We start from the raw sequence: 19,431 nt of genomic DNA on the forward strand, positions 1-19,431 counted from the left end.
GGTATGCATGTACCCAGATCAGGTTCACGACTTTTTACTTCAATTTTTTAAAGAAAATAATTGCCCTATTCTAAGCAAGAGTGATCACTATGTGGTTGTCCAACTGACAGAAGAAATGGACAAAAAGCTGATGAACCGTCCGTATTATTGGCAATACGTCGAAGCTACAGGAACAGAGCCAAGTCCCATGCAGCTTACGTTTATAACGGACAAAACAAAGCTACAGGAAGATGTAAAGGGAGAGGTTATTCATTTTGGCTCTAACAGGCTGAAGCAAATGTTCAAGGCTGTGCAAGAGCTTGGATCCTTTGTTCACATGTATGAAAAAATTGTTAGCGATTCCCAGGTAATTTTTACTCCTTGGCTTGGGGTGAACTATAAGGTGACGTACTATAGTGATCAGACGAAGGAAACATTTTTTTCGCTAGGACTAAATCTTATGACGGGAATTGTTCGGGAAGATTTCCATGATTCCATTAAAGAGATCAGCTTTGATGTGGCGAAGCCGTACAATGTATTTAATCTTCCTTATATCATTAAGCCGTTGCGAGGCTTGGAACGTTTAGATGCAGTAATTGACGGTATAATTGCAAATGACGATCATACGTGGGCTGAAGAAGCAAAGGATCGGCTACAAAAGAGCCTTGAAGTATTGGAATACTTTTATGATGGTGTAGAGGACAAGCCTGAATGCTATGAGATGGAAAAAAAGGCTCTTGAGGAACAGTATGCAGCTCGTGTGGGAATAGAAATTATCAATGGTGGATTATTTTATATGAAATGAAAAATGGCTCCAGAGGAAAACCTCCGGAGCCATTTTTTAATTGTTAGTCAGCGACTTTAAACCAACCTTTAACTTGCATGATTTTATCCCATAATGGATCTGGAATATCGAGTTCTTCTTTCTTGCTTACATAAACAGCGGGAAGAATGGTGTCGTCCGCCCCTTTTTCCATCTTCGTGAACCATTCAGGATCTGTAACTAATGCTCGGCCAATTGCAACAAGAGGAGTTACGTCTAATGCTTTTTCAACATCCTCTCTCGTTTCCAGAGCACCAACACCAATCACAGGTACCTTGTCGCCAACCGCCTCCTGAATAAGTTCAATACGTGGTGTAGTATCACTTTCGTCTCTATTAGAAGATCCAAAGAAGTGCCCGAGAGACACGTGAAGATAATCAAGGTCTTTTTCAGCCAATACACGTAAAAGCTTTAATGTATCATCCATTGTGAATCCTGGATCCTGATATTCCTCTGGAGAAAAGCGATAGCCTATTATAAATGGCTCCTTTGTATACTGGTTAGCAGCAGTTTGAACCGCATCTACAATTGCCAACGGAAATGTCATACGCTTCTCTAGGTTCCCACCCCATTTGTCAGTTCTACGATTGGAATGTGGAGAGAAGAACTGGTGAATTAAGTAAGTGTTCGCCCCATGTATTTCTACTCCGTCGAAGCCTGCTTCAATGGCTCTACGGGTTGCTTCTTTAAAAGAGGCAATCGTTTTTTCAATCTCTTCCTCTGTCATTTCTCGTGGTACTTCTGCATTGTCGCGAGGTGCTGCAACAGCACTTGCAGATACTGGTTGCTCCCCTTTCAACACGTTAGAATTCGATTGTCTACCTGCATGGAAAATTTGCAAAATAGCCTTTGAGCCATTGTCTTTAATAGCGCTCGCCAATTTTTGCAGGCTAGGTATTCTCTCGTCAGATTCCGCGCCTATTGAGTATTGAAATCCCACCCCAAGTGGCTCTGCATACGCACATGCCGTAATGACTGCACCAATTCCACTTTTAGCACGACGTGCATAATAGATGAGTTCATCCTCAGAAATATCTCCATTTTTCTCCGAAGAATAAGTAGTCATGGGAGCCATTAAAATTCGATTTTTTAATGTAACTCCTGATGGTAATGTGTATGAATCGAACATGGAATTATTACCCATTAAATAACATCTCCCTTATTATTAAGTCACTTCTCTATATACCCTAAATGAATGCTCTTCAAAATAAAAATAATTGGCTTGAAATCTCAATCTAGGAAGGTTTTTACTCATTAATTATAGAAGCTTTTCTATAACCGATAAAAAGGTAGGGGGGGAGCTGTTTGATTCAAGCGGTAATTTTTGATTTGTATGAGACGCTTATTACAGAATGGGAAAAGGGGAGTAAGAAAGCAAGTTATTCTGTAGAATTGCTAGGTATAGAAGAAGCGCTCTACAGACACGAATGGCATGCGCGAGTTAATGACAGAATGGATGGAACTTATGCCGATCATCCCAGCGTGTTAAAAGAGATTTTAACTGAAAATGGTTTGCCGATTGATGAAAAAGTTATCCAAGTAATACACGCACAAAGAGTATATGTGAAGTCTGTTGCTTTTGAGCATATTGATGACTCGATTATAAAAATGCTAGAAAACCTTAAAGCTAAAAATATTAAAATAGGACTCATTAGTAACTGTACATCTGAGGAAATAGAAGGATGGTATACCAGCTTATTGCCACCATTTTTTGATGATATCGTTTTCTCTTATGAAGTAAAAGAGCGTAAGCCAAATCCAGGCATCTACTTAACTGCTTGCAAGCGATTGGGTGTAGAGCCTGCGCATTGTTTATATATAGGAGACGGAGGGTCCGATGAGCTAATGGGTGCAAGTAAGGTTGGAATGAACCCATACCAGGCGACTTGGTTTTTGCAATCTCGAGAGCACAACATAGTTTTTGACTTTCCGAGGCTTGGACTACCAAGGGAAGTATTAGATTTAGTGAAGGAAGAGGAGAAAAGTTATGAATAGCAAAAAAGATAAATGGGATGCTAGTCATCGTTCATGGCCATTGCCTAAGTTACCATGGACAATGACTCAGACATGGAATGACTTGTTGTTTGCGCATTACCCCATCGACATAAACGTATTACGACAGCTTGTGCCTAATGGACTCGCTTTAGATACGTTTAATGGGAAAGGGTGGATTGGTGTTGTTCCTTTTCATATGACCAATATTAGACTACGTGGAACGCCAAGAGTTCCGGGAACTGATAGCTTTGCAGAGTTAAATGTCCGGACGTATGTAACAGTAAATGGAAAACCAGGTGTGTTTTTCTTCAGCTTAGATGCAGAAAACTTATTGGCAGTGAAGGTGGCTCAAACGATTTACCATTTACCATATATGCATGCCGATATGAAGGTAGAAAAAAGGGATTCGTTTATAGAATATACAAGTAAGCGACGGCACGGTGTGAATGCCAGATTTGAATGTAGCTACCGTCCTATCTCCGATTCCTTCTATGCAAAAGAAGGGAGCTTTGAAGAATGGCTTACAGAGCGCTATTGCCTATATACATTAAGTAAAAAAGGGGAGCCGCTGCGTTGTGACATCCTTCATGAGAGATGGCTATTACAGCAGGCTGAGGCAGATATTCGTTTAAACACTATGTTGTCTGAGCAAGGGATTCAGGTGGAAGGAGATGAACCAGTCCTGCACTATTCTAGAAGTATGGAGGTTAGGATGTGGCCGCTAGTTTCTGCATTAAACAATTAAATTCTAAAGGAGGAATTTTATATGGAGAGTTACCCGCTACCATTGAATGAAAGGATTTCTTTAATTGACATTCTAGATATGGGCTTTACAGAAAGAACAGGTACATATGTTATTAAGGAAGATGAGCTAACTATAGTAGAAACTGGTCCAAGCTCCTCGGTAAAGCATGTGAAAGAAGGTATTCAGAATTTAGGCTACTCCTTAGAGGATGTGAAATATATCATCGTGACCCATATTCACCTTGACCATGCTGGAGGCACTGGCCTACTATTACAGTCGTGCCCTAACGCTAAAGTAGTGGTGCATCCAAAAGGTGCAAGACATTTAGCAAATCCTGAGCGTCTTATTGCCAGTGCAAGAGCAGTATATGGAACTAAGTTCGATGAATTCTTTAATCCGATTGTACCGATACCAGAAGATCGATTACTAATTAAGGCAGAGGGAGAAACGTTACAAATGGGCTCCAACTGTACCCTGACATTCTTAGATACCCCTGGCCACGCCAATCATCATTTTAGTATTTTTGACCCAATCAGTAACGGCATGTTTGTAGGTGATACAGTTGGAGTGAGATACGAGCAGCTAGCTAAAGATGGTGTAGACTTGGTACTGCCTTCCACATCACCAAATCAATTCAATCCCGAGGCGATGCAAAATGCAATAGAGCGATTCCAAAGTATGAATCTAAGCTATATTTACTATGGTCACTTTGGGATGACGACTGATGCAGCAGCAGGGTTGGCACAGGTTTCCGAGTGGCTTCCACTTTTTGTAGAAACTGCGAAAGATGTTCAAAGAGAAAATAAAGACCATGAGGAGCTAGCAAAGAGACTTCAGGCATTAGTGAAGGATCATTTAAGAGGACAAGAAATTCCAGATGACCATGAAGTATATGAGATCATTCAAATTGATACCGAGGTATGTTCGATGGGATTGATGGATTTCTTGGGAAAACAAAACTTAAATAGTTAAGTAACAGGAGTAAAAAATGTAAACGTGATAGATTAAAAGAGATTTTTGGGGGAGTAAACATGTTTAAGCTATTTTCAACAAAATGTTCTATTTGCCATAGAAAAGCAGGTCCATATCGTTTCTTTAAAAGTCCTGAAGGGAAGAAGCTAAAACTTTGTTATGGTTGTTCCGAATATGCAGAAAGACGAGCATATAAAAAAATGTCATAATAATCTTTAAAGTTGTGAATAAGGTGGAGAGGCTTGAGGATTTATTGTGTCCATTTCAATACCAACCAATAAAGGATAGGCAGGTCGTACAAGTTAGCTACTACTGGTGGTGAAAAATCGTTAATATGCAGGAATTCAGTGGTGGTTCAGGCAGCCATAATGAATATGCTGATAACCCAATTAAACGTCATTGACTACTAGGGACTTATCACAACTTTCGCTTACCTTTCAAAACTAAGGAAGGTCAAAACAACCGTCAAAACTCCCGCACAGTGATTAGGTATAACAGACAAAGAACTGTATTTGAAAAATATTATATATCTAAGATAGTTCACTTGAAGAAAGTGGACTATCTTTTTGGATGTAAATCTAACGGGGCAGGATGATTGAAGAAATAAAATGGCAAAAGGGTGATAATATGAACAAACCGAAATTAAAAAAGTTATTAAATAGATTTCTTATTGTGATAGTTGGAGTCTTTGTTATATACAGTATTTATGTTCAGTTAGAGTATAAGCACTATGTTAATCAGAGTGTAGATAGAAATTATGAAAGTTTATCAATTATAACCGTTCAAGGTAGTAATTTGGCTAAGAGGCTAGGGGAGTTTGTTGATTTAACTACCGAAAAAGAGGAAAACAATGAAGTGAAAAATGATTTGTACAACAGTTGGAGCATTGTTATCGCAGAGAATAGAAGCATTCATTCCTACTTGTTTGCTATCTCAACCATACATATGGGCGACACATCATCCGATTGGGATTTACTACAATATAGCTTATTTCGTGTTGATGAATTTATTTCTGGTATGACAAATAAGTTTCTTAAAAATCATTCTTATGCGATAAGTAGTGAAGAAAAAGAGAAGATGGACGCCGTTATTACAGTTTTTAGTACGATTAGTGAAGAAAAAGGCAATGAATTAGTTAATATAGAAGGCATCTTACAGTCTATAAAGGAACCGATGCTCATTATTGACGACAATTATTCAGATACACTTGAACGAATTGGTAGATGATTGGCTTATTTAGCTAACGAGGACTTTAATTGAAGAAGGTGACATTTAAAGTCAAAGGAAAAAGGAGCTGGATTATCCAAGGTCCTTTTTTATTGTGTTATTTTTACTGTTAATTTATATGCCATTTCCAGTGTTAGTTCCTAACCATTTAAGTAGCTATTTCCATTGTTTTTTGCTGTTTTATACTCCAAAACCGAACCCGTTAGATTTCAGTGACCTGCTTTTTTATTTTGGCTAAATCAATTGGCTATGTAAAATGCCAATGTTTAATTATGATGCAAATAAAATCAGACCAGAAAAAAGCCTTGCCTTTTCATGTTATTCTAAACGTATGAATCCCGATGGGGAAGGTCTTTGTTCTACTAGGCTGTGTACCGGAAATATAAAGGTCCAAGGCATACTCGTTTTAGATGGAACGACAAGAGTTGGGATAGTGAAATCGTTTTTAGCTATTGTGTCCTCTTCAATCAGATAGAAGATACGTGTTTTGTGAAAAGAAAGAGAGCGCTCCGTGAAGTTATGGACTAGTACGGTAACTAATAGCTCGTTTTTATGATTAATAGCTTCTTTTATGGGTGAAAAAACAATGTTGTTAGACAATGACTCCTTTGTTTCCTCGAAAACTTTTTCGATATACAAACGATCCCGTTTAGCTATTGCTTTATCCCAGGATGCTTCGAATTTTAGCTTTTGCATATTAGTAACCTCCTCTAGAACGCAAGTTTAGCATAAATAGTTATGTCTTGCTGTTCAATTAGTCGCGTTTTGTTTAATATTTAAGCTAATAGAAATGAGCTTGAGAGGAAGGAGTAGAGTATGCCATTAGAGATTGTCCGAAATGATATTACAAAGATGCAAGTAGATGCAATTGTAAATGCTGCAAATCAAAATCTTCAAATAGGAGGCGGTGTCTGCGGGGCTATTTTCCATGAGGCGGGGGCCAAGGAACTACAAAAAGCCTGTAATCATATTGGGCATTGTCAAACTGGCGAAGCAGTTATAACGGACGCCTTTCGACTAGATGCTCAATATATTATTCATGCAGTAGGGCCTGTATGGAAAGGGGGTTCTAACGGAGAAAAAGACCTACTAACTGCCTGCTATAATAACTCGCTAAAATTAGCGTTATCTCATGGCTGTGAGTCAGTAGCGTTTCCATTAATCTCTTCTGGTATTTATGGATATCCAAAGGAGCAAGCTCTACAGGTAGCTATTTCTACGATAAGCTCGTTCCTCTTGAATCATGAAATGCTTGTTTATATTGTTGTTTATGATAAAAAAGCCTTTAAACTAAGTGAGAAACTGTTCAGGTCTATTGAGGAATTTATTGATGAGCACTATGTCGAGGAAATGGACATAAGCTTCGGCAGAATTAGAAGAGAAGTATATGAGCTAGAGGATTCGATGGTGTTGCAATCTAGCCAGGATTTACAGGAAATAATAGAGCATTTGGATGAATCATTCTCCGAAAGGCTTCTACGCTTTATAGATGAAAAGGGAATGACCGATGTTTCTGTCTACAAAAATGCAAACATTGACCGACGCCTGTTTTCGAAAATAAGAAATAACAAGGACTATACTCCATTAAAGAAAACAGTAGTCGCCTTTGCCATATCCCTTCGATTAAACCTTGAAGAAACGAATAGCCTATTAGAAAAGGCTGGGTACACATTATCTAGAAGCCATAAATTTGATGTGATTATTGAATATTTTATCCAACAGGAAAACTATAATATATTCGAGATTAATGAAGCTCTGTTTAGTTTCGACCAAGCATTATTAGGTGCATAAAACAAGAAAAGGACGACCCTGACTGATGTCTGGATCGTCCTCATTTTATTATTTCTTTTGAACAGTAATTGTCCAAGCAGCATCACTTAGCTGCTCATAGTTAGTAATTGTGTGACCCTCTTCTGCTGCCCAACGAGGGATGCTTTCAGTTGCTTGCGTACAGTCAAATTCAATTACAAGCTCGTCACCTGAGCTCATTTCTGCGATAGCCTCTTTTGCTTCTACTAAAGGGAATGGACAAACCATACCCATAACTTCTAATACTTGTTTCATTTGAAATTCTCTCCTTTTTTAAGCTGTTTTTACACTTGCTTTCATCGCTTTGTTTTTTCTGCGTCCGCGGACAAAAACAAAGTATACTGCTGTCCATGTACCTAAAATCATAAATGCTAGAGCAATCCAGCCCTGCCAAGTCATCATGGCAGTCATTACTAAGCCATTTCCAATAGAGCACCCGCCTGCTAAACTAGCACCGAAGCCCATTAAATTACCACCAACAAAGCTATTAATACCAGTTTTAACATCTGGCATTCTGAAACGGAACTCACGGCTAGCTTTTGCTGCGATAAATGATCCAATGAAAATACCAAGGACTAAAAATACTCCCCAATTGATAAATGCTGTGTCCCCTGTTGTTAAATATTGAAGAATATTAGCTGACGGAGTTGTAATTCCTAGGCCACCAATACGTCCAGTAGCAACACTTAACGGCCAAGCTAACACTGCGATAGCCCCGATTAAAACGGCAGTTATAAATGGGTGCCAGCGTTTTTCAAATAATATATGTGCCAATCCAGTTCTTTTTGGCTTTAAAGATGGGATAAAAACTTTTGGTTTTGTAACTTCTTTATAGACGATCCATCCTACTACTGCTACTAGAATACCTATTAAAATCCACACGTTGATGCCAAGTGTTTCTGAAATGGAGTTAGATGGTAGCTGAGATGAACTTATTTTATTGTTTAAAGGTACTAATACCCCAGTTTTCATAATAGCAGCCATTAGCATATATCCTGCTAAGGCAATCCAGCTCCCGATTAAGCCTTCACCAGCACGGTACCAAGTTCCCGTCGCACAACCACCAGCTAACACAATACCAATACCAAAAATGAATGATCCTATAATTATTGCAACTAACGGTAGAGTACCAGCATTAAATTCAAACACGCCTAACTCTATTAATGTATATACACCGACACTTTGTACGGCAATTGCTATTAATAACGCATAAAACATGCGATTGTCTTTTGTTAAGTACATATCACGGAAACCGCCAGTCAAACAAAATCTTCCTCGTTGCATGACGAATCCTAATAACGCCCCACAAAATAAACCTGTAATGAGCATTTGTATCACGTTTATCCCGCCTTCTCTTTAATTCTTACTAAACTGATAGGATTATAATACATTGGAAAAGTAAATATGACAATGATTTTGCTCAAATAAATATCTTCCAATTCGTGGAGGTTGAAAGAGGTATTTTGACAGTTACACTTCTAAACTTACACTTGCTATAGAAGTCGCCTTGCAAGCGACCTTTCCCATTATAGAAATTGATACTCTTTTTATATAAATAAAAACCAATGGAGGCTATATGATGAAAAACAATTTAACAGAGCTAGTTTTTATATTAGATAAAAGTGGTTCAATGACCGGACTAGAAGCAGATACGATCGGTGGCTTTAATGCCATGCTTGCTAAACAAAAGAAAGAGGAAGGAGAGGCAATCGTAACGACAGTACTATTTAATGATGACTATGAATTACTACATGACCGGATAAATGTTAAAGGCGTTTCACCTATAACTGAAAGAGACTACCAGGTAGGGGGAATGACCGCATTACTGGATGCGATAGGATCCACCATACAGAAAATAGGAAACATACAAAAGAGAACAAGCTCTGAGGAACGAGCTAGCAAAGTCCTATTTGTTATTACGACGGATGGGATGGAAAACTCTAGCTGTGAGTATAATTACGAAAAAATTAAAATGATGATTTCACGTCAGAAGGAGACATACGGCTGGGAATTTATATTTTTAGGAGCCAATATAGACGCCATTGCTACTGCTGCCAACTTTGGGATTTCGGAGGAATTTGCCGTCAAATATCATGCTGATAAGGAAGGAACACGTTTAAACTATGAATCGGTTAGTAACGTAGTTTCATCTTACCGTAAAGGGTCCAAAATAGACCGCTCTTGGAAGATGGGGATAGAAAAGGATTTTACTAGCCGTAAGCACTAGGGAGAATAAACATATAATAAGGTCAGTCAAAAGTGACTGACCTTTTTCCATGGAAGCTTTACCTAGAATAGAAAGGAGTTTAAAGTACGTTGATTGGTATTGTTTTTTATGCATATGCAGCACCACAGTCAAAAGATGATCTCCCTGAATTTTTCACCCACCTCATTGGTGGAACCGAAGTAACACCAATGGTAGTGGAGGACTTTATGAGAAGATACAGGGAGTTTGGCTCCAATGACCCATTAGGCGCCCATACCCAACGAATAGCCAGGGGGTTGGAGAAACTTTTAAAACCTAAGATAAAAGAAGTGAAAGTGTATAACGCTTACAAACATACAACTCCCTTTTTAGAGGATACACTTCAGAAAATGCTGGAGGATGGTGTGGAAACCTTTGTCACGTTTTCTGTTAACCCTATATTTTCTCCGACAGGAGCTGGTATATATCAGAAAGAGGTAGAAGATTTTCTAGCTAAATCAGGACAAAAACGAGAGCTAATTCATATAAAAAACTGGAACACCCATCCTGCCATTATCTCTGTGTATGGTGATCGCTTGAAGCGAGCGGTTAAGTGGCTACCTGCTCATGTAAGGGAGGATGCCTTTGTGTTATTTACTGTGCATAGCCAGCCGCTGAACCCAGCGAGTAATAATGAATATATTGGCCAATATCAAGCGATGGCTCAAGCAGTTGCTATAGAAGCAGATGTAGAAAATTGGATGATGACCTACCGTAGTGCAAGTAGCAAGGAAAGATGGCTTAGTCCAGATGTAAAGGACGCGATGAGGTCTTTAAGTGCAGAGGGATCCCGAGGCTTTGTGACATGTGAGCTGTTATCTATCGTGGCAGATATGGAATCATTCTTTGAAATAGGTAGAGATGCGCAAGCGGTTAGCGATGACCTGAAGGTAGAGTTTGTTCGTACTGAATTTCCAGGAGATTCATTTGACACAGTTAATGCCTTAGCGGAAGTAGTGGAAGAGCAGCTGATAAAGGGAAAATAACGAAATGAGGAGGGTTAGTGGCTCTAATCTTATTAGAAGGATAATAAAAACTCTTCTAAACAAACTTGTTTCTTTAGGATTTGAAATAAGCAAATAAATGTCTTTTGGTATCTTATTAGTTTATTTAAACAAATAAATCTTTATTTATAGTTACACTAAGATAAGGTTATGATTATTATTTCGCTATTTATTTTAACTAAAATAGGTAGCGGAATATAATAATTAAGAAATGCACTAAAAATATATTGACTATTTAAAGTTTTTTGATTATTCTTTAAAATATAAAAGTTGTATACAGTCTACAATTTTGGGAGGGGTATTATTGTCAACAAGTGTAAAAAAAAATCCAAATTTAAAGACTCAAGTTTATAACTACTTGAAAAATCAAATTATGACAGGAAAGTTAAGACCGGGGGAAAGATTAATAGAAGAGAAAATATCAAACGATTTAGAAGTCAGTAGGAGCCCAATTAGAGAATCCATTAGAATGCTTGAAAAAGATGGACTTCTGAAAGTAAAAAAAACAGGGGGGGTTACAGTAGTAAAACCCACTATGGAAGATTTTCAACATATGTATGAATGCCGTGTAGAAATGGAACCGCTTTCATCTTTTTATGCTGCTAAAAGAAGGTCACCTGAACAATTAGAGTTGATGAGAGCTGCCTTACTAAAAGGTAAAAACTATTCAAGTGACAACAGCTTAGCTAGTAAAAAAGATAATGAAGTTTTAAGTTTTCACGAGGCAGTTGTACAAGCTAGTAATAACCAATGGTTGATTAGTATGGTTTCTCATTTAAGAGGCATTAATGGGTTTTATAGACAGTCCATAATAGAAGAAAATCCCTTTCATGTCGAACAAGCCTTTAATGAACATCAAAAAATTTTCCAGGCTATTGTAGATCAAGATAGTGAAAGTGCCAGGAACTTTATGAGACAGCATATTGAAAGCGATTACAATTTGTTTATGGAACTATGTAGAAAAAAAGAGGTGAAATAAGTCTTGTCAAAAAAACCATTAGAAGGAATTAAAGTATTGGAATTAGGAAATTTAGTGGCTGCTCCGTTTGCTGGAAAATTATTTGCAGAGTTTGGTGCAGAAGTAATAAAGGTGGAGGAACCTAAAAATGGTGATCCTTTAAGAAGTTGGAGGGTGATGCATGAGGACACGTCCGTTTGGTGGTATGTGCAATCAAGAAATAAAAAGTCAATTACTATTAATTTACGTGAGTCAGAGGGACAGGAAATAGTTAGGGAACTCGTGGGCAAAGTAGATGTGGTTCTTGAGAACTTTAAGCCGGGTACTCTAGAGAGATGGGGTCTAGGATATGAAGATTTAAAGGAAGTTAATAATTCAATTATTATGACACGAATATCTGGTTATGGTCAGACGGGGCCATATAAAGAAAAGGCTGGATTTGGAAGTGTGGCTGAAGCTATTGGAGGCCTAAGATACTTAACCGGTTATCCAGATTTACCTCCAGTCAGAGTAGGCATAGCTATAGGAGACTTAATAGCTGGATTATATGCGGTAATCGGAACCCTGATGTCGCTAAGAGCTAGGGATAATCATCCTTCAAAGACTGGACAACTAGTGGACGTAGCACTTTATGAGTCTGTTTTTAGTTTGCTCGAGGGGATCTTACCGGAATACGATTTAACAGGGATAGTTAGGGAGAGAACAGGGAGTACTCTTCCTGGAATAGCACCATCTAACACATATGTGTGCAAGGATGGCAAACACATAGTTATAGGGGGAAATGGAGATAAGATATTTCAGAGATTAATGATTGCAATAGGAAGAGAAGATTTAGCTGCTGACCCGTTGTACTCAACTAATCAAGGGCGTGCGGATAATGTGGAATATATTGATGGGGCTATTGAGGACTGGACAAAACAATATCCATTGAAAGATGTGCAAAATATACTTGATGAAGCATCTGTTCCAGTTGGACCCATTTATGGAATAAAGGAAATTATTGAAGATGAGCAATACATAGCTCGGGATATGCTTCAAAAAATAGAAATACAAAATGGTGCGAAGGTTTTAATGCCTGGAATTGTACCCAAGCTCTCTGAAACTCCTGGGAAAATTGAATGGAGCGGACCTAAACTAGGAGAGCATAACGAAGAAATTTATACTGAATTTTTAAATATGTCAGTGGAAGAGTTCAAAATATTTAAAGAAAAGGGAGTGATTTAATATGGCCGATGTGAAAATTATTGACGTCAGTCCTCGTGATGGACTACAGAACGACTCTAAAATTATATCGGTTGAAGAAAAAGTTGAGTTGATTAATAGATTACTAAAAGCAAGGGTTAGCTCTATTGAAATTACTTCATTTGTTCATCCTAAAAAAGTTCCCCAGATGGCGGATGCAGAAGAGGTTGTCCAAGAATCAGCAAAACTAGGAAGTTTTGACGCAATTGCATTGGTCCCGAACTATAAGGGATTTCAACGACTTAAAAAATTCAATCTCTCAGAAATAAACTGGGTCAGTTCAGCAACAGAGACATTTAATCAAAAAAATATTGGCTTCACGATTGAAGAGAGTCTGAAGCAATTTAAATTAATTAAACAGGAAGCTAAACACGCTGGGATTAAGACTAATTTTTCAATTGCTGTTAGTTTTGGATGTCCTTATGAAGGAGATGTGGATAAATCAAAGGTTGTGGAATTAGTGGAAAGAGTAAAGGGGATAGGGGTAGATCGGATTACTATTGCAGATACGATAGGTATTGCAACACCTAACCAGGTAAAAGCCCTAAGTGAGGAAGTTTTAGGTATTGTAGGTAATACACCTGTAGCAATTCATTTACACGACACAAGGGGTCTTGGACTGGCAAATGCCTACAGTGCTTATGAAGCGGGTATTCGCATTTTTGAAACAGCGGTTTCTGGAATTGGTGGATGTCCCTTTGCCCCAGGCGCTGCAGGTAATTTAGCAACAGAAGATTTAGTTTACTTATTTCATCGAATGAACATTAGCACAGGCTTAGATTTAAATGAATTAATAAATGCAGCAGATTTTGCTGCAAGTTTATCTTCGAAGAACCCATTGGGACGTATTAGGCATATCGAGAGAAATATTATTAGGGAGGAAATAAAATGAAAAAACTGTGGAAAACTCTTTCTTTTATCACTATAGTAACTTTACTATTATCGGCATGTAGTTCTAGTGATGGAGAAACTAAGGCAGTCAGTTCAGATGTAAAAGGATTTGAAGAAACTACAATTCGTTTAGCCTATAATTTGCCTGCAGATCATCATGTGGCAATAGGTATTGAACAATTTGCAAAAGATGTTATGGAAAAATCAGGTGGTGCTATAAAAATGCAAGTATATCCATCTGGTCAGTTATTAACTGATAAAGAGATGAACCAGTCTATATTAACTGGTGGTGTAGAGATGGGAGTAAATTCTTCAACTCTTTGGGCAAGTACAGTACCTGTAATGGGAGTATTTGACGTGCCTTATATCTTTAATGACTATGAAAAAACAGGAGAGGCTCTAAATGGTGAATTTGGGGACAAGCTTCGTACTGCTATGGAAGATAAAGGTGCAAAGGTGCTCATGTTTGCTGACTATGGATTTGCTCAATTTGCAAATAATAAACGTCCTTTAAAATCTCCAGAAGATTTTAAAGGGCTAAAAATTAGAAGCATAGGGGATATTCCTTCTGAAATGATAAAGGCTTATGGCGCTTCGCCGGTATTTATGGGTGGGGGAGAAGTGTACATGGCCTTACAACGTAACACAGTTGACGGAGCAACGTCTGGCACAACTGCCATGGTTCAAAGAAAATATGACGAGGTAACAAAATACTTAACTATTAACAATTACGCCTATCTTGAATTTATTCTAGCTGTTAATAAAAAGTTTTGGGACGACCTTCCTGTAGAAACGCAAAACTTACTAACTGAAACTGCTCAGGAAACTGAAAAATGGATTCGTGATAAAGCGAAATCTGAAGATGAAAAAACAGCTAAGGAACTTGAAGACAGAGGCATGGAGGTATATAAAGTTCCCGAAGAAGACTTAGAGAAGTGGAAAGAAGCAGCTAAACCTGCTTGGGATGCATTTTTAAACAATACTGGTGAAGCAGGTAATGAACTTTTAGACTTGGTTCAATAAGGGGGGGAACTTATGAAAGCAATTTATGAACTCTCCGATAAGCTGATAAAGATAGGGGCATATACGGCAGGTTTGTTAATAGTGTTAACAACATTTATGACATTCTATGAAGTTATTTCTCGATGGTTATTTAATAGTCCTACCATTTGGGCAACTGAACTATCCACATATTCTATTATTGGAAGTTGTTTCTTAGCGAGCGCTTATGCAGTGAGAACTTATTCTCACATTACTGTAGACCTCTTGATTAATAATGTTAACGATAAGTTTAAGAAAGTACTTGCTTATCTATCGAATGCTATGGGATTAGTATTTAGTATTATATTTACTTATTATGGATTCCATCATGTGCTGAATACTTTTGAATTAGGGATTACCTCTTCATCTTTGTTAAGGATACCAATGTACCTGCCGGAGTTGTTTTTACCTGTGGGAGGTGCCTTAATGTGCATAGCCTTTATCTTGCAGATAATAGATGGTGACATTCACAGGGGAGGGGAACATATTTGAACATTTTCTTTATTGGTGGACTAGGAACATTTTTACTCTTGGGCTTACCTGTAGCATTTGCTCTTTCATTACTCGCTGTAGTGGGAATGTATATATTTAATGGTGGCACTTTTGCATTTATGCAAGTGCCAATTATCTCTTACAAGGCTCTCGATGATTTTTCCTTAACTGCTTTGCCGATGTATGTATTAATGAGTCAAGTTTTGCTAGTAAGTGGCGTAGGTAGAGACTTATATGAAATGGCCAGCAGATGGTTTCGTCACTTACCGGGAGGACTTGCAATTGCTACACTCTTTTGTTGTGCAATTTTTGCAGCTATATCAGGTTCGAGTGTTGCCACTGCAGTAACGGTAGGCTCGGTAGCTTTACCTGAAATGGTAAAGAGAGGATATAATAAGAGACACGTACTTGGTATGCTAGCTGCTGGTGGTACTCTGGGAATTTTAATACCACCCAGTGTTCCGATGATTATTTATGGCTCAGTAACTGGTGAGTCAATTGGTAAGCTGTTTATAGCTGGAATTGTCCCGGGTATAATACTAACTATATCTTTTATGATTTTTGCTTCATATCAAACACGTCATATCAAAGATAAACCAGCTACTTGGGCCGAAAGAATGGAAGGTACTAAAACTGCTATTTGGGGCTTGTTATTACCAGCAATTGTAATAGGGGGAATTTACACTGGTATTTTTACTCCTACGGAAGCTGCAGCGGTAGGTGTAATGGTTAGTTTTGCAATTTCGTTGTTTATCTATAAAAATCTAACGCTTGCCAATTTCAAAAAAATAATAATTGAAACTGTGAAAACTAATGCAATGATTCTATTTATCATTGTTGGAGCTATGTTACTTGGCTACATAATGACAATTTTAAATATTCCTCAAACCATTACAAATTATGCTACAAGCCAAGAGATTTCGCCATGGATTATATTTATATTAATCAACATAGTTTTGCTAATATTAGGCATGTTTTTGGAGACAATTTCTATTTTGGTAATCACTTTGCCTATCTTATATCCAATAATTATGGCATTAGGTTTTGACCCAATTTGGTTTGCTATTATTATGGTTATTAACATGGAGCTTGCTCTTATTTCTCCTCCTGTAGGTTTGAATTTATTTGTGTTAAAGGGAATAGATCGAACTAATAGGATAGATGAAATTGTTAAAGGGGTAATACCATACGCAATAATTATGATTTTATTAATAGTCGTATTATCCGTTTTTCCTGAAATATCCACTTTTTTAATTAGTGATATAGAATAATATCCTTTTAAATTATAGTAATACAGGAATGATAGACAAAAAGAACTTCAGGTACTTGAAGTTCTTTTTGTCTTCTTCCTACTCATATAAAGTACTATCTAAATCCCCATCTTCCTGATATATAGAAAGAATTCCATTGTGATCATTGACGTATGGCTTAGCCTTTTCAAGCAAAGCATCCTTTGTACCCTCAGAGAAAATGGCTCTTTCTCCGTTTTCTTTTAGCAGTACCCAATCTTCTTCCCGAGCCTTTACCTCATATCTTGGGCGGTCATTATCGTCCCCATTCACTGCCTTTCTTGCCTGGGCTGTTGCAATAGCGATTGCTCTTCCTTCATCAGTATCGTCTCTTAATAATGCATTCGCAATTTCAATCGCTTTTTCCCGAACATCTGGCTCAAGATTTTTCATTGAAGCTGGATAATCATTTTTACTCCACGGCATATCTATCGCCTCCTTGCTAAGAAATTCCCGAAATTAAATCAAAATAAACATCACGTACTGAAATAGTAAATTATTTTCAAGGAAAATCTTATTATTCTTTTCTGGAAGATCTTCATTCGAGTATAATTATTAATTAATATACTTTCCAATATTTGGGGTGATTTGAATGGAGTTATTAATTATTAGACATGGAGAATCGGAAGCTGATCTGTTAGGTGTGCATGAAGGTAGAGCGAACTTTCCTTTAACTGAGTTAGGTATTGAACAAGCTAGTAAGATGGCTACATACGTGAAGGGTCATTTTCCACCAAACGTTATATTGTGTAGTCCTCTAAGTCGTGCAAAGAGTACTGCGACTATTCTACAAAGTAATATAGGCTGTGAGATGTATGAGGAGTCTGACTTAATGGAGTTTAATAACGGAGTACTAGCGGGTTTACCTCGAGAAGAAGCAGCTATAAAGTACCCTCTACCTAAAGAAGGAAGACCGATTTATATACCAATTGAAGCTGGAGAATCAGAGTTAGCGTTTCGTTACAGAGCAGAATACATACTTCATAAAATAATAGAAGAATACAAGGATTATCAAAGAGTGGCAATTGTGTCACACGGTGGCTTGATCTCCAACCTTATTAAGGCGTTTCTTCAATTGCCAGTTACCAGTGACTATATTTTCCCTACGGGAGACACAGGTATGCATTTACTGACCATTGAAAAGGACAAGCGTATGATCAAGTTCTTAAATAGACTGGAGCATATAAATAACGAAGAAGAGGTGATTAAATGATTTTACATACATCCATTCAGGGGAGCGGTGAACCACTCTTATTTTTGCATACAGGCTTACAAACTGGAAATACAGACTTTCAATATCAGCAGAACTTTTTCAAAGATAGCTATAAAGTATTTGCCCCGGATTTAAGGGGACATGGGCAGTCGCCTTCAGAGGAAATTGAAAATTTCTTTTTGGATTCTGCGCAAGATTTATTGGAAACCATCAATCATTATCAGCTGAAAAAGATTCATTTGGTTGGATGCTCACTGGGTGCAATTGTAGCGGTACAATTTGCTAGACTTTTTCCGGAGCGAATTCAAACACTCACTGTTTCAGGCATGATGCCAGTTAAGCCGGATAACTGGCTGGATTTGCACATGCAGGATGTAAAAACTCAGGAACAGATTTTATGGAACGACGATTTCATAAACTATTTTGATAAACTACATTCATCTGGTTGGAGAAGGTTTATTCACTTGGGGAAAAAAGAGGACTGGTATCCTTTTGAAGATATGTTAGCTATGTATCACTTGGAGTTCCCTGTCTTATACATAGTTGGGGAAATGAATGCACATGAAACTGTAGGAGCAACGATTTACCCGAAAGAAAACAAACATATTCACGTTGCTGTTATCCCTTTTGCAGGGCATTTAGTACATGAAGACCAGCCTGCTATTTACACCGATATAGTAATAACCTTTTTAGAGTGCTCCCAAGGTTAAATTATTATTTTAAACAAGTTTTTTGGCCGGCAAGCATATGCTATCTATATATGTAATATGGAAGGGGATCTTATGTATTTAAACGCGTTACATCCTTGTCCTCTCATTCGGACGATCACTGTTAATGGAGAAGGCTCAATTACTGTTCCACCGAATTATGCGTTGCTACAAATCGAAGTTACCACGGAAGGCAGCGAGGTGGAGGAAGCCCAGCAAAGAAATGCAGCAATTATGAATCAGGTCATTCAATCCATACTAGAGCTTGGTATACCAAGAGAAAATATACAAACTGCTGCATACAATATTTTTCCGCGTTACGATTTTGTAGATGGAAAACAGGTTTTCAGGGGATATGAAGTGACTAATGCCATTTCGGTAAAAATACCTGATGTAAGCATGGTAGGAAAAGTGATTGATACAGCCGTTAGTAATGGGGCAAATCGAATTTCTTCTCTTGAATTCAGATTAGAAAACGAAGATGCCTATTATCAAAGAGCTCTTAGTAAGGCTTTAATGAATGCACAATTAAAGTCAAATACAATAGCAGAAACAATGAGGCTTTCAGTTTCACCACAAGTTATAGAGGTAGTGGAGGAAAAAGAAGGAAGTCCGATCGTACCATATAGAGCGATGTTAATAGAATCATCTACAGGAGCAACCCCAATAGAACAAGGTGTAATTACGATAATAGCTAGAGTTACAGTTAAGTTTCAATACTAATAAATAATTAATATTGTGTATAAAAATACGTAATATCCATTTGCATAATACCTTTTTACAACTTATCATGTATATA

The 19,431-nt window shown here is 37.7% G+C and carries 22 protein-coding genes; 17 read left to right on the forward strand and 5 right to left on the reverse strand.

The window, feature by feature from the left end:
* Positions 1–7: 7 nt before the first annotated feature.
* On the forward strand, positions 8–784 hold the full coding sequence (locus NSQ95_RS01590; RefSeq protein WP_340886655.1) for a YqhG family protein: 777 nt from the start codon (positions 8–10) through the stop codon (positions 782–784).
* A gap of 43 nt (positions 785–827) precedes the next feature.
* On the opposite strand, the gene NSQ95_RS01595 is transcribed toward NSQ95_RS01590, so the two are convergent.
* Positions 828–1,946, reverse strand: a complete 1,119-nt coding sequence (locus NSQ95_RS01595; protein WP_340886657.1) for an NADH-dependent flavin oxidoreductase — start codon at positions 1,944–1,946, stop codon at positions 828–830.
* A 161-nt stretch (positions 1,947–2,107) separates the two neighbouring features.
* On the opposite strand from NSQ95_RS01595, the gene NSQ95_RS01600 reads away from it, so the two are divergent.
* The 4 genes from NSQ95_RS01600 to NSQ95_RS01615 all read left to right on the forward strand — a co-directional run bounded on the left by NSQ95_RS01600 (position 2,108) and on the right by NSQ95_RS01615 (position 5,741).
* On the forward strand, positions 2,108–2,797 hold the full coding sequence (locus tag NSQ95_RS01600; protein ID WP_340886658.1) for an HAD family hydrolase: 690 nt from the start codon (positions 2,108–2,110) through the stop codon (positions 2,795–2,797).
* Positions 2,790–3,542, forward strand: a complete 753-nt coding sequence (locus NSQ95_RS01605; RefSeq protein WP_340886662.1) for a DUF2071 domain-containing protein — start codon at positions 2,790–2,792, stop codon at positions 3,540–3,542. Before NSQ95_RS01600 ends, NSQ95_RS01605 begins: the two co-directional genes overlap by 8 nt.
* 21 nt (positions 3,543–3,563) lie before the next feature.
* The gene (locus NSQ95_RS01610; protein ID WP_298472166.1) at positions 3,564–4,514 is read left to right on the forward strand and encodes an MBL fold metallo-hydrolase; all 951 of its coding nucleotides are present in this window, start codon (positions 3,564–3,566) and stop codon (positions 4,512–4,514) included.
* A gap of 627 nt (positions 4,515–5,141) precedes the next feature.
* Positions 5,142–5,741 (forward strand): hypothetical protein, encoded by a 600-nt coding sequence (locus NSQ95_RS01615; protein WP_340886666.1) that lies wholly within the window; start codon positions 5,142–5,144, stop codon positions 5,739–5,741.
* Positions 5,742–6,059: 318 nt separating this feature from the next.
* On the opposite strand, the gene NSQ95_RS01620 is transcribed toward NSQ95_RS01615, so the two are convergent.
* Positions 6,060–6,437 carry an SLAP domain-containing protein gene (locus NSQ95_RS01620; protein ID WP_298472169.1) on the reverse strand — a complete coding sequence of 126 codons (378 nt, stop codon included), beginning with the start codon at positions 6,435–6,437 and terminating at the stop codon, positions 6,060–6,062.
* 120 nt (positions 6,438–6,557) lie between these two features.
* Here NSQ95_RS01620 and NSQ95_RS01625 point away from each other — a divergent pair, with 120 nt between their 5' ends.
* A complete protein-coding gene (locus tag NSQ95_RS01625) occupies positions 6,558–7,532 on the forward strand; it encodes a macro domain-containing protein (protein WP_298472171.1) in 975 nt (324 codons plus the stop codon).
* A 48-nt stretch (positions 7,533–7,580) separates the two neighbouring features.
* On the opposite strand, the gene NSQ95_RS01630 is transcribed toward NSQ95_RS01625, so the two are convergent.
* Positions 7,581–7,805 carry a sulfurtransferase TusA family protein gene (locus NSQ95_RS01630; RefSeq protein WP_169360055.1) on the reverse strand — a complete coding sequence of 75 codons (225 nt, stop codon included), beginning with the start codon at positions 7,803–7,805 and terminating at the stop codon, positions 7,581–7,583.
* An 18-nt stretch (positions 7,806–7,823) separates the two neighbouring features.
* Positions 7,824–8,879: a YeeE/YedE family protein gene (locus tag NSQ95_RS01635; RefSeq protein ID WP_340886967.1), complete on the reverse strand. Its 1,056-nt coding sequence runs from the start codon at positions 8,877–8,879 to the stop codon at positions 7,824–7,826.
* A 250-nt stretch (positions 8,880–9,129) separates the two neighbouring features.
* On the opposite strand from NSQ95_RS01635, the gene NSQ95_RS01640 reads away from it, so the two are divergent.
* The 8 genes from NSQ95_RS01640 (at position 9,130) to NSQ95_RS01675 (ending at position 16,694) form a co-directional block, all read left to right on the forward strand.
* Positions 9,130–9,777, forward strand: coding sequence for a vWA domain-containing protein (locus tag NSQ95_RS01640; RefSeq protein ID WP_340886670.1), 648 nt, complete (start codon positions 9,130–9,132; stop codon positions 9,775–9,777).
* Positions 9,778–9,866: 89 nt separating this feature from the next.
* Positions 9,867–10,781, forward strand: a complete 915-nt coding sequence (locus NSQ95_RS01645) for a ferrochelatase (RefSeq protein WP_340886673.1) — start codon at positions 9,867–9,869, stop codon at positions 10,779–10,781.
* A 322-nt stretch (positions 10,782–11,103) separates the two neighbouring features.
* Positions 11,104–11,778 (forward strand): GntR family transcriptional regulator, encoded by a 675-nt coding sequence (locus NSQ95_RS01650; RefSeq protein ID WP_340886676.1) that lies wholly within the window; start codon positions 11,104–11,106, stop codon positions 11,776–11,778.
* Positions 11,779–11,781: 3 nt separating this feature from the next.
* Positions 11,782–12,981 carry a CoA transferase gene (locus NSQ95_RS01655; RefSeq protein ID WP_342560147.1) on the forward strand — a complete coding sequence of 400 codons (1,200 nt, stop codon included), beginning with the start codon at positions 11,782–11,784 and terminating at the stop codon, positions 12,979–12,981.
* 1 nt (position 12,982) lies between these two features.
* Positions 12,983–13,891, forward strand: a complete 909-nt coding sequence (locus NSQ95_RS01660) for a hydroxymethylglutaryl-CoA lyase (RefSeq protein WP_340886681.1) — start codon at positions 12,983–12,985, stop codon at positions 13,889–13,891.
* On the forward strand, positions 13,888–14,913 hold the full coding sequence (locus NSQ95_RS01665; RefSeq protein ID WP_340886684.1) for a DctP family TRAP transporter solute-binding subunit: 1,026 nt from the start codon (positions 13,888–13,890) through the stop codon (positions 14,911–14,913). The genes NSQ95_RS01660 and NSQ95_RS01665 overlap by 4 nt, the downstream gene beginning before the upstream one ends.
* Positions 14,914–14,925: 12 nt before the next feature.
* Entirely contained in the window at positions 14,926–15,423 is a 498-nt protein-coding gene (locus tag NSQ95_RS01670) for a TRAP transporter small permease (protein WP_298472185.1), read from the forward strand.
* The gene (locus NSQ95_RS01675; RefSeq protein WP_298472187.1) at positions 15,420–16,694 is read left to right on the forward strand and encodes a TRAP transporter large permease; all 1,275 of its coding nucleotides are present in this window, start codon (positions 15,420–15,422) and stop codon (positions 16,692–16,694) included. Before NSQ95_RS01670 ends, NSQ95_RS01675 begins: the two co-directional genes overlap by 4 nt.
* A gap of 78 nt (positions 16,695–16,772) precedes the next feature.
* On the opposite strand, the gene NSQ95_RS01680 is transcribed toward NSQ95_RS01675, so the two are convergent.
* A complete protein-coding gene (locus tag NSQ95_RS01680) occupies positions 16,773–17,138 on the reverse strand; it encodes a hypothetical protein (RefSeq protein ID WP_342560148.1) in 366 nt (121 codons plus the stop codon).
* 166 nt (positions 17,139–17,304) lie between these two features.
* On the opposite strand from NSQ95_RS01680, the gene NSQ95_RS01685 reads away from it, so the two are divergent.
* The 3 genes from NSQ95_RS01685 to NSQ95_RS01695 all read left to right on the forward strand — a co-directional run bounded on the left by NSQ95_RS01685 (position 17,305) and on the right by NSQ95_RS01695 (position 19,355).
* Entirely contained in the window at positions 17,305–17,925 is a 621-nt protein-coding gene (locus NSQ95_RS01685) for a histidine phosphatase family protein (protein ID WP_340886690.1), read from the forward strand.
* Positions 17,922–18,635, forward strand: coding sequence for an alpha/beta hydrolase (locus tag NSQ95_RS01690; protein ID WP_342560149.1), 714 nt, complete (start codon positions 17,922–17,924; stop codon positions 18,633–18,635). The genes NSQ95_RS01685 and NSQ95_RS01690 overlap by 4 nt, the downstream gene beginning before the upstream one ends.
* A gap of 72 nt (positions 18,636–18,707) precedes the next feature.
* A complete protein-coding gene (locus NSQ95_RS01695) occupies positions 18,708–19,355 on the forward strand; it encodes an SIMPL domain-containing protein (RefSeq protein ID WP_340886694.1) in 648 nt (215 codons plus the stop codon).
* Positions 19,356–19,431 lie beyond the last annotated feature (76 nt).

This window comes from Psychrobacillus sp. FSL W7-1457 (genome assembly GCF_038593405.1).
In the GTDB taxonomy this organism is placed as follows: domain Bacteria; phylum Bacillota; class Bacilli; order Bacillales_A; family Planococcaceae; genus Psychrobacillus.